The sequence below is a fragment of the Microbacterium sp. Z12_35 genome (genome assembly GCF_058310475.1).
Genome location: NZ_JBZEGJ010000001.1, coordinates 2,047,036 through 2,060,454, shown reverse-complemented (window position 1 = coordinate 2,060,454; position 13,419 = coordinate 2,047,036). Strand labels below are relative to the sequence as shown.

9 protein-coding genes are annotated in these 13,419 nt (G+C 70.1%); all 9 read right to left on the bottom strand.

What is annotated here, in order from left to right; genetic code table 11:
- Nucleotides 1-11: 11 nt before the first annotated feature.
- The 9 genes from menC to AC4FS1_RS09845 are packed head-to-tail and all read right to left on the bottom strand — an operon-like array spanning nucleotide 12 to nucleotide 13,096.
- Nucleotides 12-1,118, bottom strand: a complete 1,107-nt coding sequence (gene menC / locus AC4FS1_RS09885) for an o-succinylbenzoate synthase (protein ID WP_491154609.1) — start codon at nucleotides 1,116-1,118, stop codon at nucleotides 12-14.
- Nucleotides 1,115-1,945, bottom strand: a complete 831-nt coding sequence (locus AC4FS1_RS09880) for a GNAT family N-acetyltransferase (protein WP_491154607.1) — start codon at nucleotides 1,943-1,945, stop codon at nucleotides 1,115-1,117. Before AC4FS1_RS09880 ends, menC begins: the two co-directional genes overlap by 4 nt.
- Nucleotides 1,933-3,081 (bottom strand): M20/M25/M40 family metallo-hydrolase, encoded by a 1,149-nt coding sequence (locus tag AC4FS1_RS09875; protein WP_491154605.1) that lies wholly within the window; start codon nucleotides 3,079-3,081, stop codon nucleotides 1,933-1,935. Before AC4FS1_RS09875 ends, AC4FS1_RS09880 begins: the two co-directional genes overlap by 13 nt.
- A complete protein-coding gene (locus AC4FS1_RS09870; protein WP_491154603.1) occupies nucleotides 3,081-6,440 on the bottom strand; it encodes a serine hydrolase in 3,360 nt (1,119 codons plus the stop codon). The genes AC4FS1_RS09875 and AC4FS1_RS09870 overlap by 1 nt, the downstream gene beginning before the upstream one ends.
- Nucleotides 6,441-6,483: 43 nt before the next feature.
- Nucleotides 6,484-7,233 carry an ABC transporter ATP-binding protein gene (locus AC4FS1_RS09865; RefSeq protein ID WP_491154601.1) on the bottom strand — a complete coding sequence of 250 codons (750 nt, stop codon included), beginning with the start codon at nucleotides 7,231-7,233 and terminating at the stop codon, nucleotides 6,484-6,486.
- Nucleotides 7,230-9,044: a dipeptide/oligopeptide/nickel ABC transporter permease/ATP-binding protein gene (locus AC4FS1_RS09860; protein ID WP_491154600.1), complete on the bottom strand. Its 1,815-nt coding sequence runs from the start codon at nucleotides 9,042-9,044 to the stop codon at nucleotides 7,230-7,232. The genes AC4FS1_RS09865 and AC4FS1_RS09860 overlap by 4 nt, the downstream gene beginning before the upstream one ends.
- Entirely contained in the window at nucleotides 9,044-10,039 is a 996-nt protein-coding gene (locus tag AC4FS1_RS09855; RefSeq protein ID WP_491154598.1) for an ABC transporter permease, read from the bottom strand. The genes AC4FS1_RS09860 and AC4FS1_RS09855 overlap by 1 nt, the downstream gene beginning before the upstream one ends.
- Before the next feature lie 34 nt (nucleotides 10,040-10,073).
- On the bottom strand, nucleotides 10,074-11,660 hold the full coding sequence (locus AC4FS1_RS09850) for an ABC transporter substrate-binding protein (RefSeq protein ID WP_491154596.1): 1,587 nt from the start codon (nucleotides 11,658-11,660) through the stop codon (nucleotides 10,074-10,076).
- On the bottom strand, nucleotides 11,657-13,096 hold the full coding sequence (locus AC4FS1_RS09845) for a serine hydrolase domain-containing protein (RefSeq protein ID WP_491154594.1): 1,440 nt from the start codon (nucleotides 13,094-13,096) through the stop codon (nucleotides 11,657-11,659). Before AC4FS1_RS09845 ends, AC4FS1_RS09850 begins: the two co-directional genes overlap by 4 nt.
- Nucleotides 13,097-13,419: the final 323 nt, after the last annotated feature.

The window sequence follows — 13,419 nt, the reverse complement described above, 5'->3', positions numbered from 1 at the left end:
GAGCGTAGACCTCACACCGGCACCCATTCGACGGCGGTGGTCAGCTCGTCGAGGATTTCGGGGATCGGCGTGACGCCGAGCCCTGGTCCCTGCGGCACGGCGAGGTGCCCGTCGACCATGACGAAAGGCTCCGTGATGTCGGTGCGGTAGAACCGGTCGCTCGCCGATACGTCGCCGGGAAGGGCGAAGCCGGGGAGGGCGGCCAGCGCCACGTTCGCGGCGCGTCCGATGCCGGACTCGACCATGCCGCCGCACCAGACCGGCACGCCGTGCGCCGCGGCCAGGTCGTGGATGCGGCGTGCCTCCAGATAACCGCCGACGCGGCCCGGCTTGATGTTGATGATGCTCGTCGCCCCGAGTCGGATGGCGGCGGCCGCGGTCTGCGCCGAGGTGATCGACTCGTCCAGGCAAATGGGTGTCTTCACGACCCGGGCCAGCTCGGCATGGCCGAGCACGTCGTCCTCCTCGAGCGGCTGCTCGATGAGGAGAAGCCCGAACTCGTCCAGACGCGCCAGATGCTGCGCGTCGCGGAGGGTGTACGCCGTGTTGGCGTCGACCTGGAGCGGCACATCGTCTCCGAAGCGCTCGCGGACGGCGCGGACGACGTCGATGTCCCACCCCGGCTCGATCTTGAGCTTGATACGCACGTACCCCTCGTGGAGGTACTCGCCGACCGCATCCAGGAGCTGGGGGATCTCGTCCATGATCCCGACCGACACCCCGGACGGCACCCGATCGTGCACCGCGCCGAGCTCCCGCGCGAAGGAGCGTCCCTCGGCACGGAGCTCCGCATCCAGAACGGCCATCTCCAGTGCGGCCTTGGCCATCCGGTGTCCCTTGAAGGGGGCGAGGACCTCGTTCACCATGTGCGCGCCGGACAGCTCCGCCGCGCCCAGTGCCGGCAGGAAGAAGCGCTTCAGAACGTCGACGGCGGCTTCGGTGTACTCGGGGGAGTACACCGGCGTGGGGAGGGTGACGCACTCACCCCAGCCCTCCGCGGCATCCGTCACCGCCTTGATCAGCAGGATGTCGCGGGAGGTCTGAGTGCCGAACGACGTCCGGAACGGTGAAACGAGCGGCATGGCCACCCGCCGAAGCTCGAAGCCCTCGATCTTCACGATGTCTCTTTCTTTTCCTGGTCTCCGGCGTTCTTTTCCTGCAGGACGTACCCGAGGTTACGGTCGAACCCCGTCACCCGGGCGCCCGCATCCAGCAGCGCCGTCATCCGATCGCGCACGGTGGTCCGCCACCAGTGGGCGAGGGCGCGGTCCTCCCGCCGGATCTCCACGATGTCCGGTGGTACCGCCACCGACACGACCCCGGGCGCGGTGGGGTCGGGGCGACGCGGTGTGCCTGCCGCGGCGGCCGCCGTCTGCGCGCTGCGCAGCTGCCACCGCACGAGGAGCCGATCGGTCTCGTCGTCGGTATTCACCCCGTCGAGGATCTCGCCGTAGAAGTTGGGAAGGTACTCCACGGGGAGGGCGCCGAGCTTGACGATGTTGAAGTACGCGTTGCGGGCCACGAGCGGGTCGAATGTCCACTCGATGACCTCGATGCCGCGCTGCAGCGCCCACGCCCGTTGATGCAGCTTCAACGCGTAACCGACGGAACGCCCGGCGTGCGCCGGCGAGACTCCCGCGATGTGGCTGTGGAGCGCGTGCCGCTCCGGGGTTCCGTGGAACGCGATCGCGACCCCCACCAGCTCATCGTCGGCGTAGGCGCCGGCGATGTAGTTGCCGGCCTTACCCAAAGCGCGCAGCAGCTCGGTGGGGACCGGGGGGTTCTCCGCGCCGCGCCGCCAGATCTCCGACAGCAGCCGCACCGATGCGGCCTGGTCGGGGATGGAGGTGAGCTCCCGGACGGTGACGCCGGCTTCGTGCGCGGCGCGCTCGGCGTCGTGCACAGCGGAGGCGGCCAGGGCGTCGGCCTGGATCACCTGTTCCATGGTTCTTCCTTCCGTGAGATCCGCGCGATCAGCTCTCCGAGGAGCTGTGTGCGCGGAACGAGTTCGGCGACGAGGACATGCTCGTTCTCGGCGTGCGCGCCGCCGCCGACGGCGCCCAGACCGTCGAGGGTCGGCACGCCGATGCCGGCGGTGAAGTTGCCGTCGCTGGCGCCCCCGACCGCGATGCTTTCCCGCGGCGCGAAGCCGAGGCCGGCGGCGATCTCCGCGGCGGCGTCGAACAGTGCCGCCGACATCGCCGCTTCCAGCGGGGGGCGGTTGATCCCGCCGAGAATCCGGATGCTGGTGCCTGGGGTCACCGCGACGTATTCGCGGAGCGCCGTGTCGACTCGTTCCAGCTCGGCGGCTGTCCGAGCCCGGACGTCGATCGACAAGCGTGCGGCGGCGGGAACGGTGTTGCTCGTCGTGCCGGAGGCGGCCACGGTGGGGGTGACGGTCGTCCCTTTCGCGTCGTCCGCGAGGGCCGCCGCGGCGAGGGTCACGTGGGCGAGTTCGAGCGTCGCGTTCGCGCCGTTCTCGGGCTCCAGGCCGGCGTGCGCGGCGCGGCCGGCCAGAACCACGTCATACAGGGCGACGCCTTTGCGCTCGGTTTTCAATGCGCCGTCGGCGGAAGCCTCGAGCACGAGCGCGGCGCGCGCCCCGCGTGCTTCGGCCTCGATGAGCCCGCGAGAACTCGGTGAGCCGAGCTCCTCATCGCCGGTCACCAGGATCGCCACGCCATCCCGGTCTGTCAGGCCGGCCACCGCGTGCAGCGCCATCGCCAGGCCCGCCTTCATGTCGAAGGACCCGGGCCCGGTGAGCACGCCGTCGTGCACCGCGAACGGGAGCCGCTCCAGCGTCCCGATGGGCCACACGGTGTCGTGGTGGGCGAGGACGAGCACCGTCGTCTCACCTCCGAATCGCCAGAGGAGGTGCGATCGACCGTCTCGCAGAATCCGCTCCGGATGCGCGCCGAGGAGGTCGGAGCCGAGCCGCGCCACGAGGTCCGCGGACGCGGCGACGGCAGGAAGGTCGTTCGACGGCGACTCGCACTCCACGAGCTCACGGATGGTGGCGATGATCCCGTCCTCGGTGAGGACCGGAATGAGAGCCTCCGCGAGGGGCGACGAAGCGTCCATCAGGCGGGGCTCGGAACCTTCGGCGTCGCGCGGGCGCCGAAGTGCAGGTACTGTTCGCCGCTTTCCAGCGAGTAGAACGTCGCGGTCATCCAGGTCTGCGCGCCGGGCTCGCGGAGCGCGAAGACGCCTTCGCGAAGCGGGGTGAGCGGGTAGACGTCCACCGGGTCGGGCACCAGCTCCGCCAGCGGGCCGAGAACCGTGGTGCGAAGGATCGGGCCGTCGTCGCCGACGAACACCTCTTCACGCACGGATTCCCGCTCGTACACGCCGAGATAGGGGGTGATGTCGACATCCACCGGCTCGGCGGGCGGTTGGACGGGATGCTGCATCTCGATCCCGGCCAGTTCGGCGAAGATCTCTCGGTACAGGTCCTGGTAGAGGTCGCGCCCGTGCCCGCCGTTGGTCAGGAGCGTCACGGCGACGCCCGAATCCTGGTGGATGCGCAGGAAGGCCGCCTGCCCGATCGTGTTCCCGTCGTGGCCGTAGAGGCGTTCGCCGTTCCAATCGAACCGGATCCAGCCGAGACCCCACGAGTCCCCGAGCACCTGCTTGTCGGGAACTTCGACATGGAAGGCCCGCATGTCGGCGACGTCGTCCTCGCTCAGGAGGCGCTCGCCGTTCTCCGCGATCCCGCGGGCAAGGTGCAGACGCGCGAACGCCAGCACGTCGGCCGCGCGCGCCGTGATGAGCCCCGCAGGGCCGAGAGAGCGGGGGAGCGCCCAGGCGGGCGCCACCAGTTGAACACCGTCGTCATCGACGTGGCCGACGGCTGCGGCGTGGAGGATCGCCTCCTCAGGAAGGGTCACCGTGTGCGTGAGGCCCAGCGGAGCGAACAGGTGCTCCCGCATCGCGGCATCCCAGACGCTTCCCGTCACGACCTCGATGACGCGCCCCAGCAGAACGAATCCCGAGTTGCTGTACGACCACGTGGCACCGAGCGGGTGGTTCTGGGCCGCATCCGACAGCAGGGCGACGTACTTCTCCAGGCAGTCGTCCCCCCGACCGGTGTCGGTGAAGACGTCGCCGTCGATGCCACTCGTGTGCGTGAGCAGGTGGCGGATGGTGACGCCCTGGGTGAGCTCGTCGTTGACCAGCTGCAGGTCGGGGAGGATCTGCTTCACCGGTGTGTCCAGCGTGAAGTGACCCTGCTCGATGAGTCGCAGCGCGACGGTGGCGGTCCACACTTTCGAGATGGACCCGATTTGGAAGACCGAGTCCGCCGTCACACGGCCGGAACCCTCGGGAAGGTTCCGGTTGAGCGTGCCCGTGCCGAGGACCACGAGGTCATCCGCGCTATCGGGGCTGTGTCGCAGAATGCCCAGCTGGGCGCCGGGCACCCCGTGGCGCTCCGCGAGCACGTCCAGGCGCCGCTGCCAATGGCCGGCGTCGATGGCCGCGGGCCGCGGTCCGGAGGTCGAGCCGGCGTACCGCTCCACCCAGTCGACGACGCGGCGGGCATAGTCCACTCGGTGACTGGGCGTTCCCAGCAGCGGGAAGATGTGGCTGCCCCCGGGGTAGATCACGAGCTGTGTGGGCACCCCGCGCTCGCGCAGAGCGTAGTGCCATTGCTGCGCCTGCCCGACGGGGCAGCGGAGGTCCTTCTCGCCGTGGAGGACGAGGGTCGGCGTCGACACCTGATCGACCGCCGTGTACGGCGACATCTCGGCGAGCTGGTCGCGGTTGACGGAGTCCCAGGGCATCACGCCGATCTCGTGGAGATTGAGCAGGTGGGCGTCATCGCTCGAGCCGCCCATGCTCACCAGGTCGGAGACGATGCCGCCGGCGACGGCCGCCTTGAATCGCCCGTCGTGCCCCGTGAGGTACGCGGTCATGAAACCGCCGTAGCTGTATCCGGTGACCGCCAGCCGGTCGGCGTCGACGAGGCCCTCGGCGACGAGTTCGTCCACCGGTTCCAGGAAGTCCGTCGCGTCCGCGACGCCCCACCCGCGGTAGACGGCCTTCCAGAAGTCGGCCCCGTAGCCGTCGCTTCCGCGCGGGTTGATCATCAGGATCGTCCATCCGCGAGTCGCGAGCTCCTGATGGAACACGTGCATCTCGTCGACGGCGGCGTTCCACGCGTTGTGGGGGCCGCCGTGGATGTCCACGAGGAGGGGGGTGGGCCCGTCCACCGTGGGGTCGCGGACGATCCAGCCCTGGACGACGGTGCCGTCGCTGATGGTGAACTCCCGTGACTCGCGGACGAACAGCTCGGCCCCCTCGGGTGCGGAGCCGTGCGCGGTGAGGACCGTGGCATCCCCCGTCGTGAGGTCGAGGCGGACGATCTCGCCGAACGAGGTCGGTGTGCCGAGCGCGATCGCGGCGGTGTCGCCCGCCACGGACAGTCCGCTGACGACCTCACCCTCCGCGCCGTAGAGGTGGCGCGGCGACCCGCCCGACAGGGGAACGGCATAGAGGTGGGTGCATCCGCGGTCGCGGATCGCGAACAGCACGTCGCCGCCGGCGGTCACCTGGGGAACCGCACCGGGGTAGGCGGGGGCGCCGGGCATGACGTTGCGATCGAGGGATGCCGACAGCTCGGTCAGCTCGCCCGATGCCAGGTCGACGGCGAAGAGGCCGGCGAGGCCCTCCGGGTCGCCCGGCCAACCCACGACGAGCAGGCCTGTGCCGTCGGGCGTGAAGGACACCGTGCCGGCGTATCCGTCCGTGAACGCCAGGAGGCGCGGGGGAGCGGCAGGATCGGACGGGGTCAGCACATGCACGGCAGAGTGGTAGGTGAGGTCATCCAGCCCCTGCGGTCGCGTGGCATAGGCGACCGTGTCGCCGTCGGGCGACCAGGCCGGGCTCCCCGCATCCGCGTTCCCATCGGTGAGCTGGCTGACCTCGCCGGTGACGAGGTCGAGCAGGTGCAGCTGGGCACGGACACCGCGGACGAACCAGGCGCCGTCCACGAGGTAGTCGATGCCATCGGTGACGAGAGGGGAGCCGTTGCGCGCCGCACGGTCCTCGTCGCTTTCGTCCGTGCTCGCCGCCGGGTCGACAGGGGCCGTGAAGACGATCTGCGACCCGTCGGGGCGCCAGACCGCGGGTCCCGCCCCCAGGGGCAGGGAGGTGCGCTGCTGCGGTTCACCGCCGCTCAGCGGGAGGGTCCACAGTTGGCCGTCGCGGAGAAACGCCAGCGTCGAACCGTCCGGCGAGAAGGCCGGTGCCGCGTCGCTGCTGCCGCGCGTGAGGGGGCGAGTCGTTCCGCCCTCGGCGACCCACAGGGCGCTGGTCGCGTGATCCGCCGCAGCGTCGACGCCCCCGAGGACGTAGACCACGCGCTTCCCGTCGGGTGACAGGGCAGGCTGGCTCGGGATGGTGAGCGCGAGCGTGTCGTCGATGCGCATTCTGCGGGTCACAGGAGGCTCCTTTGGTCTCGATGAATTCGTGGGGCTCGATGAATCAGGGCGTAAACCGAATGGGACTGGGGATGGCCGCCAGAAGCTCGCGCGTGTACTCGTCGCGCGGATCGCCCAGCACCTCGGCCGTGGGGCCTTCCTCGACCAGGTGCCCGTCGTGCATGACGGCGACCCGGGATGCGACGTAGCGCACGACCGCCAGGTTGTGCGAGATGAACAGCATCGACAGGCCGAGTTCGGCCTGAAGCTCACGGATGAGGTTGAGGATCGCACCCTGGATGAGCACGTCCAGCGACGACGTGATCTCATCCGCGATGAGAACCCGGGGGCGTCCGGCCAGCGCTCGGGCGATCGCGACGCGCTGGCGCTGCCCGCCCGAGAGACGTGCGGGATAGGTGTCGGCGCGTTCGGGTTCGAGGTGCACGAGTCTCAGCAGACGCGCCGTCTCCGCCGCGCGCTCCTTGCGGCTCATCCCCGCCGGCATGATCTCGGCGATGCTGGCCCCGAGCGTCATGCGGGGGTCCAGCGAGGAGTACGGGTCCTGGAAGACCATCTGCAAGGGGCGCGGTCCGCGGGTGGGGACGGGCTGGCCGCCGACGGTGATGCTGCCCGCCTGCACCGGGACGAGGCCGACGGCGGCGCGGGCCAGGGTGGATTTCCCCGAGCCGGATTCGCCGACGACGCCCACGACGGAGCCTTCCGGCACGGTGAGGGAGACGTCCTCGACGGCGGTCGCGGCAGACCGTCCGATCCCGTAGCGCACGGTGACGTTGTCGAAACGGAGTTCGCTCATGTCGTGGTCACTCCCGCGTTCTCCCGAGTCGGGTCGTCGACCGCCGGGCGGGCGGGGGTCTCGATGGTGTCAGTGGTCGCCGCCTTGTCCGGGGTCGTGGCGAGGGGGCGATCCAGCGGAGTGCCCATGTGCGGCACCGCCGCGAGGAGCGCGCGCGTGTACGGGTGCGTCGCGCTCTCCAGGTCGGCGGCGGGAAGTTCCTCCACGATCTCGCCGTGGTACATCACGAGCACCCGGTCGCACAGTTCGGCGACGACCGAGATGTCATGGCTGATGAAGAGGATGGACGCGCCGTTCTCGTCGCGGATCAACCGCAGCAGATCCAGCACCTGGCGCTGCACGGTCACATCCAGCGCCGTGGTCGGCTCGTCTGCGACGATCAGTCGCGGAGTGACCATCAGGCCCATCCCGATCATGGCGCGCTGTCGCATGCCGCCGGAGAACTCGTACGGATACTGCCGGACGCGTCGTTCGGGGTCGGTGATGCGCACCGCGGCCATGCGATCGGCCGCGAGCCGGCGGGCGGCGCGCTTGCTCATTCCGGCGTGCTCCCGAGCGACCTCGGCGAGCTGATCGCCCATGCGCATCGTCGGGTTGAACGACGACATCGGGTCTTGGAAGACCATCGCGAGAGAGGTGCCCAGCAACCGTCGGAGTCGTCCCTTGGGTGTGGTGAGCAGGTCGGTGCCGAGGAAACGCAGGGTGGATGCCTCGACCCGGCACGGTTCGGGAACCAGCTGGGCGACCGCCAGGGCGGTCATCGTCTTGCCCGATCCCGACTCGCCGACGATGCCGACGATCTCGCCGGTGCCGATGGAGAAGGTCACGCCCCGCACAGCTTGCACCGGTTCGTTCGCGCCGGGCAGCGTCACCCGGAGGTCCTCCACCTCGAGCACCGCACCTTCGTGCTCGTCCGTGTGCCCGGTCGTCGGCGTCGTGGGGGAAGGGCGGAACTTCCGGCGCCGCCACGCATTCGGGCCGAGGAAGAGCTCGTCACCGACGCCGAGCGTGCGCGCGGCGGACTCGCCCGTGAGGTTGAACGCGAGCCCGGCGATCACGACCGCGGCCCCGGGCACGAGGGCGGCGAGCGGGTTGATGTAGATGCTGCGGACGCCGTCCATCATGAGCCGGCCCCAGTCGTACTCGGGAGGCTGGACGCCCAGGCCAAGGAACGACAGGCCCGCGAAGGCGAGGAGCGCGCCACCGGCGCCGATGGTCGCGTTGACGATGAGCGGTTCACCGATGTTGGGCAGGACGTGGCGGGTGAGCACCCGGAACCGGCCGATGCCGCCGACGCGGGCCGCAGCGACGAAGTCCCGCGCCTCGATGCCGGAGATGAGGTTCTGACAGAGCCGGGCGAAGGAGGGTGCGCCGGCCAGTCCGATCGCGAAGACGGCAGCGACGGAGTTGCTGCCGAAGATGGCGGCGAAGAAGAGCGCGAGCAGCAGGCCGGGGAAGGCAACGGCGATGCCGGTGAACCACGTGACCGGTCGACCGAGGACGCGACCGAGGAGCAGGGGAGCGACCCCGAGCACGAGCCCGGCGGTCACCGCGACGACGGTGGCGAGCAGGGCGAGAACGACCGAGAGCCGGGTGGCGACCAGCGTTCGCAACAGCAGATCGCGTCCGAGGTTGTCGGTTCCGACCCAGTGCTCGCCCGAAGGACCCGCCAGCAGATCGCCCGTGTCGGTGGTGTCGGCCTGGGCGCCCCAGACGAGGGGCGCGAAGACGGCGACGGCCAGCACGAGCGCGAGGAGCGCGAGCGCGGTCGCCCCGAGCGGGGTCCGCATCATCTTCCGGAGCGTGCGCATCAGCTCTCCGCCACTGTCGATTGCGGGTTCAGTACGGCCAGTGCCACATCGACCGCCGTGTTGACCAGCAGCACCCCGATGCCGTAAACGAGCACCGTGCCCTGCACGAGCGGGTAGTCCTTGGTCTGGATGGAACTGACGATCGTGGTGCCCAGCCCGGGCCACGCGAAGACGGTCTCCACCAGCACCGTCCCGGCCACGAGACCGCTCAGCAGCAGTCCGCCCAGCGTCAGTGTGGCGGTCACGGCGTTCGGGAGCACGTGCCGGAGGTTGACCCGCCAGGCGGGGAGACGTTTGGCGTGCGCGGTGCGGACGAAGTCCGTATCGAGCACGGCGAGGACTTCGACCCGCACGATCCGAGCCAGCACGGCGGCGGGCCCCAGCGCGAGGGCGAGCACCGGGAGGATGTAGGACGCCGGCCCCTCACGCCCCGCGACCGGCAGCCAGCCCAGTTGCACACCGAACACCGCCACGAGCGCCACGGCGAGAAGGAACTCCGGGATGCTGCCGAGGAAGACGCTCGTCGACGTGAAGCCCAGCTCCAGGCCACGCCCCCGGCCGCGCCGCGTCGCGATCGCGACGGCCACGCCGATCGGGATCGCGATCAGCATGGCAAGGACGAAGGCCAGGACAGCAAGCACAGCGGTGGCCGGCAACCGCTGCGCGATCGTCTGCGCGACCGGCAGCTGCGACCCGATCGACACCCCCAGATCGCCCCGGAACAACCCGCCGAGATAGTCGAGGTACTGCTGCCAGAGCGGGTTGTTCAGCCCGAGCGACTCCCGCCGTGCGGCCACGACCTCAGCGGAGGCGTTCGGGCCCATGGCCGCACGGATGGGGTCGCCGGGGACGAGGTGGATCATCAGGAACGCCGCGGTGATGAGGACCCACAGCGAGACCAGCAGGCGGCCCGTGCGCCGCACCGCGAACCGGACCCACCGGTGATCGGCGGTGTTGCGCGCAGATTCCGCCAGCCGGATCGTCGCCGTGGTCATCGCATCAGTCCTTCAGATCGCGGGCGCGCCCGGGTCAGCCGAGGAGTCGGATGGTCGTGGGCTGCGGCTCGCCGAACCACGTGAACTCGGCGCCGTTCCCGAACATCCGGATGGGGTTGTTGGCGAAGGGGACGACGTCGGCGGCCTGGAACAGCGCCGTCTCGGCCTCCTGCCACTTCGGGCAGCTGTCCGAACCCTGCAACTGGAGCGCCTCCGCGATCGCCGCCTGGTACTCGGCGTTGTCGATGCTCGCGAAGTTCGTTCCCTCGGGGGCGGGTGCTCCGGAGAGGAAGCCCATCAGCTGGTCGGGGTTGTTGACGTTGACCGAGACCCACGCCACGTCCCAGTCGCCGGTGCTGAAGAGGGCGTCGATCAGGACCGTGTCGTCCTGCTGCTTACCCTCGACCTCGACGCCGATCTCCTGCCAGGCGCTCATCACGAGCTCCGCCGCTGCCGCCGCCGAGGCGCCGAACGCGTTGTCGTAGAGGAACAGCAGACTCAGCCGCGTGCCGTCCTTGACGCGCACGCCGTCGGCCCCCGGCACCCAGCCCGCGGCGTCGAGTGCCGCTGCAGCGGCGTCCGCGTCGAAGGCCGGAAGAGATCCGCTCACGGAGTCGTAGGAGCATCCGCCCGGTTGCACCACGGCGAGGCTGGTGGCGGGGCTGCCGTTTCCGGCGGTCATGACCGAGGCCAGCTCCTCCAGGTCGATCGACTGGGTAAGAGCCATGCGCACCGCGGGGTCGCTCGTGGGGTGGCCTTCGGCCTGGTTGTACCACTGCTCGCCCGACAGCTCCACGGCGTCCTGTGAGAACAGGTCCTGAGCCAGGACGCGGTCGACGTCGGGTCCGACGATCTGGGCGGCGTTGACCTCGCCCGACAGCAGCAGGTTCGCGGCGGTGGTCTCGTCGGTGACGACGCGGACGTTCACCGTCGCGGGGATGCCCGGCTCATCGACGGTGGCGCCATCCGGGCCCCACGCGTACTCGTCGCGCACCTCGAAGGTGTAGTGGTCGTTGGGGACGGCCTCGGTCAGCTCGTAGGGGCCGGTGCCGAGGGTGGAATCGGCCAGCACGGTGCGGTCGGCGAGGCCCGCGTCGCACACCATCGGCAGACTCGCCAGACCCTGCAGGAGGAACGGGGCGGGATCGGTCAGGGTCATCGTGACGGTGTCACCGTCGGCGACCGAGGTGACGCCGAACGGGAGGAAGGCCCCGAGCAGGGCGCTCTGATTCTCCGGGTTGCCGATGAAGTTGAGGTTGTCGGCCGCGGTCTGTGCGGTGAAGTCGCTGCCGTCACTGCAGACGATCCCATCTTGGATCGTGAGGGTCGCGGTGAGCCCCTCGACGTTCCAGTCCGTGGCGAGCTGGCTGAGGATCTCGCCATCCGCGTCCACGCTCACGAGGGAGTCGTAGGCGAACTTGCTGAGCGCGAACAACGCGCTGCCGGCGGACATCTGCGGGTCGAGAGCGCCCGGGTCAGCCGGCAGGATCTGGGTGAACGTGCCGCCTTCCACGGGCGCGCCGTCGCCGGAGCCGCCACCTCCGCCGGTACATCCGGCGAGGGTGAGGCTGAGTATGCCCGCAGCGGCGACCGCTGCGATGGCAGTGCGAGTGGATGTCATTGCAATTCCTCCTGGGCGGCGATCGGGCGGGTGGTGCGCGGAACGTCGTTGTCGGTCGAGCGCGCAATGGCTCGGCCGTAATGCATGTACCTCGGGCGACCCTCGTCGTCGGGGTTGAGGAACGCGAACACCGGATGCATGCCGCTCATCTGCTCGCGCAGGATGAGGGAGTTCTCGCCGAAGGGCACCAGCTCGCTGCGGGATGCGGACTGCAGGGCGGCGAGCTCCCCCTTCGGGCGCTGCTCGAGCCACACGCGTCCGGCGTCGTCCTGCGAAACGACCATGTCGACGATGGTGTTGGAGTACACGCCGGCGAAGGGGCTCGCATCCACGTCCGCGCGGTCGGCCGGGGGCGTGGGGGAGTGCGGGAGTTCGACGCCGGCGAGGTCGCGCAGGAGCGGCTCGGCGAGGTCGTGGAACAGTCCCATGCCGTCTCCGCCGTTCGTCAACAGCGCGATCGCGACCCCGGCCTCCGGAACCAACCGCAGGAAGGACGCCTGTCCGATGGTGTTGCCGTCATGGCCGACCACTCGGGGGGCGCCCTCGGCGTAGATCTCCCAGCCGAGTCCCCACGCGACGCCCATTCCGGCGAGTGTGGGCAGCGTGACCTCGGTGCGCTGCATCGCCTGGACGGACTCGGGGGAGAGGACGGCGGCTCCGTCGCCCCCGACGGAGCCGCCGGTCAGGTGCATGAGCGCGAAACCGGCGAGGTCGCGCGCGGTCATGGCAAGCATTGATCCGGCCGGTCCGTTGGACCGGGCGAGCGCCCACATCGGCGCCGGGGTCTCCACGCCGTCCGCGTCGGGTCCCACGTGACCGACCGCGGCGCGGTGGAGGATCGCCTCATACGGACTGGGTGAGACGCGCTCGAGTCCGAGCGGCCCCGCGATGCGATCGAGGACCGCCTGTTCCCAGGTCGTCCCGCGCAGGTGCTCGACCAGGCGGCCCAACACGATGTAGCCCGCGTTGTTGTACGAGAAGAAGGCACCGGGAGGAAAGACCTGCGCCACGTCGACGAGCGTGGCGACATATGTCTGGATGGCGTCGTCTCCGCGGCCGGTGTCGGTGAGGATGTCGCCCTCGAACCCGGCACGGTGGCTCAGGAGCTGACGTACCGTGATGCCCGATGCGGCGGCGTCGTCGGAGAGGACGAACTCAGGCAGGTAGGTGCGCACGGGCTCGTCCAACTCGACAAGTCCCTCGTCGACGAGCTGCATCACCAGAGTGGCCGTCCACACCTTGGTGATCGACCCGATCTGGAAGACGGACTCGGGAGTCGCCTCCACCTGCGTCGCGGTGCTGAGCACCCCGGCGGCGGCATCGATGATCTGCCCATCGGCGACGACGGCGATCGCCGCGCCGGGGACCCCACGGTCCCGGGCGCGCGCGACAAGCTCGGTCTGCAGAAAGTCAGCGAGGCCTCCGAGGGTGGGCATGGCCTCACTCTAGGAAGGCTGCGACCCGGGCGTTCCGTCCAGCCCGACATAAATGGCGCACCCCGTTCGTCAGCCCGGACGAACGCAGTGCGATCCCCCGACGGCGGGGCTTGCACAGCGTCCGCGGGTGGCTCGCTGGGCTCGACGATCGCGGCGAAGTGGTCCCGAGGTGCCTTGCCGCCCCACGCCATTCGGGTTTGGGGCGAGATGCGTGCTTTGGGGCGCGCGGGGGCGCGCCCCAAAGCATGAAAAGCGCCCCAAACCCCGTCCTGCGCGCGCGCCGTGGTCGGCGCCGGCAGCTTCGGTACGGAGATCGGATTCCC

Excerpts from the sequence above, each read along its gene's own strand:
- AC4FS1_RS09880 (WP_491154607.1), bottom strand. The coding sequence starts at position 1,945 with ATGGAACAGGTGATCCAGGCCGACGCCCTGGCCGCCTCCGCTGTGCAC.
- AC4FS1_RS09860 (WP_491154600.1), bottom strand. The coding sequence starts at position 9,044 with ATGCGCACGCTCCGGAAGATGATGCGGACCCCGCTCGGGGCGACCGCG.
- AC4FS1_RS09845 (WP_491154594.1), bottom strand. The coding sequence starts at position 13,096 with ATGCCCACCCTCGGAGGCCTCGCTGACTTTCTGCAGACCGAGCTTGTC.
- AC4FS1_RS09850 (WP_491154596.1), bottom strand. The coding sequence starts at position 11,660 with ATGACATCCACTCGCACTGCCATCGCAGCGGTCGCCGCTGCGGGCATA.
- AC4FS1_RS09875 (WP_491154605.1), bottom strand. The coding sequence starts at position 3,081 with ATGGACGCTTCGTCGCCCCTCGCGGAGGCTCTCATTCCGGTCCTCACC.
- AC4FS1_RS09855 (WP_491154598.1), bottom strand. The coding sequence starts at position 10,039 with ATGACCACGGCGACGATCCGGCTGGCGGAATCTGCGCGCAACACCGCC.
- AC4FS1_RS09865 (WP_491154601.1), bottom strand. The coding sequence starts at position 7,233 with ATGAGCGAACTCCGTTTCGACAACGTCACCGTGCGCTACGGGATCGGA.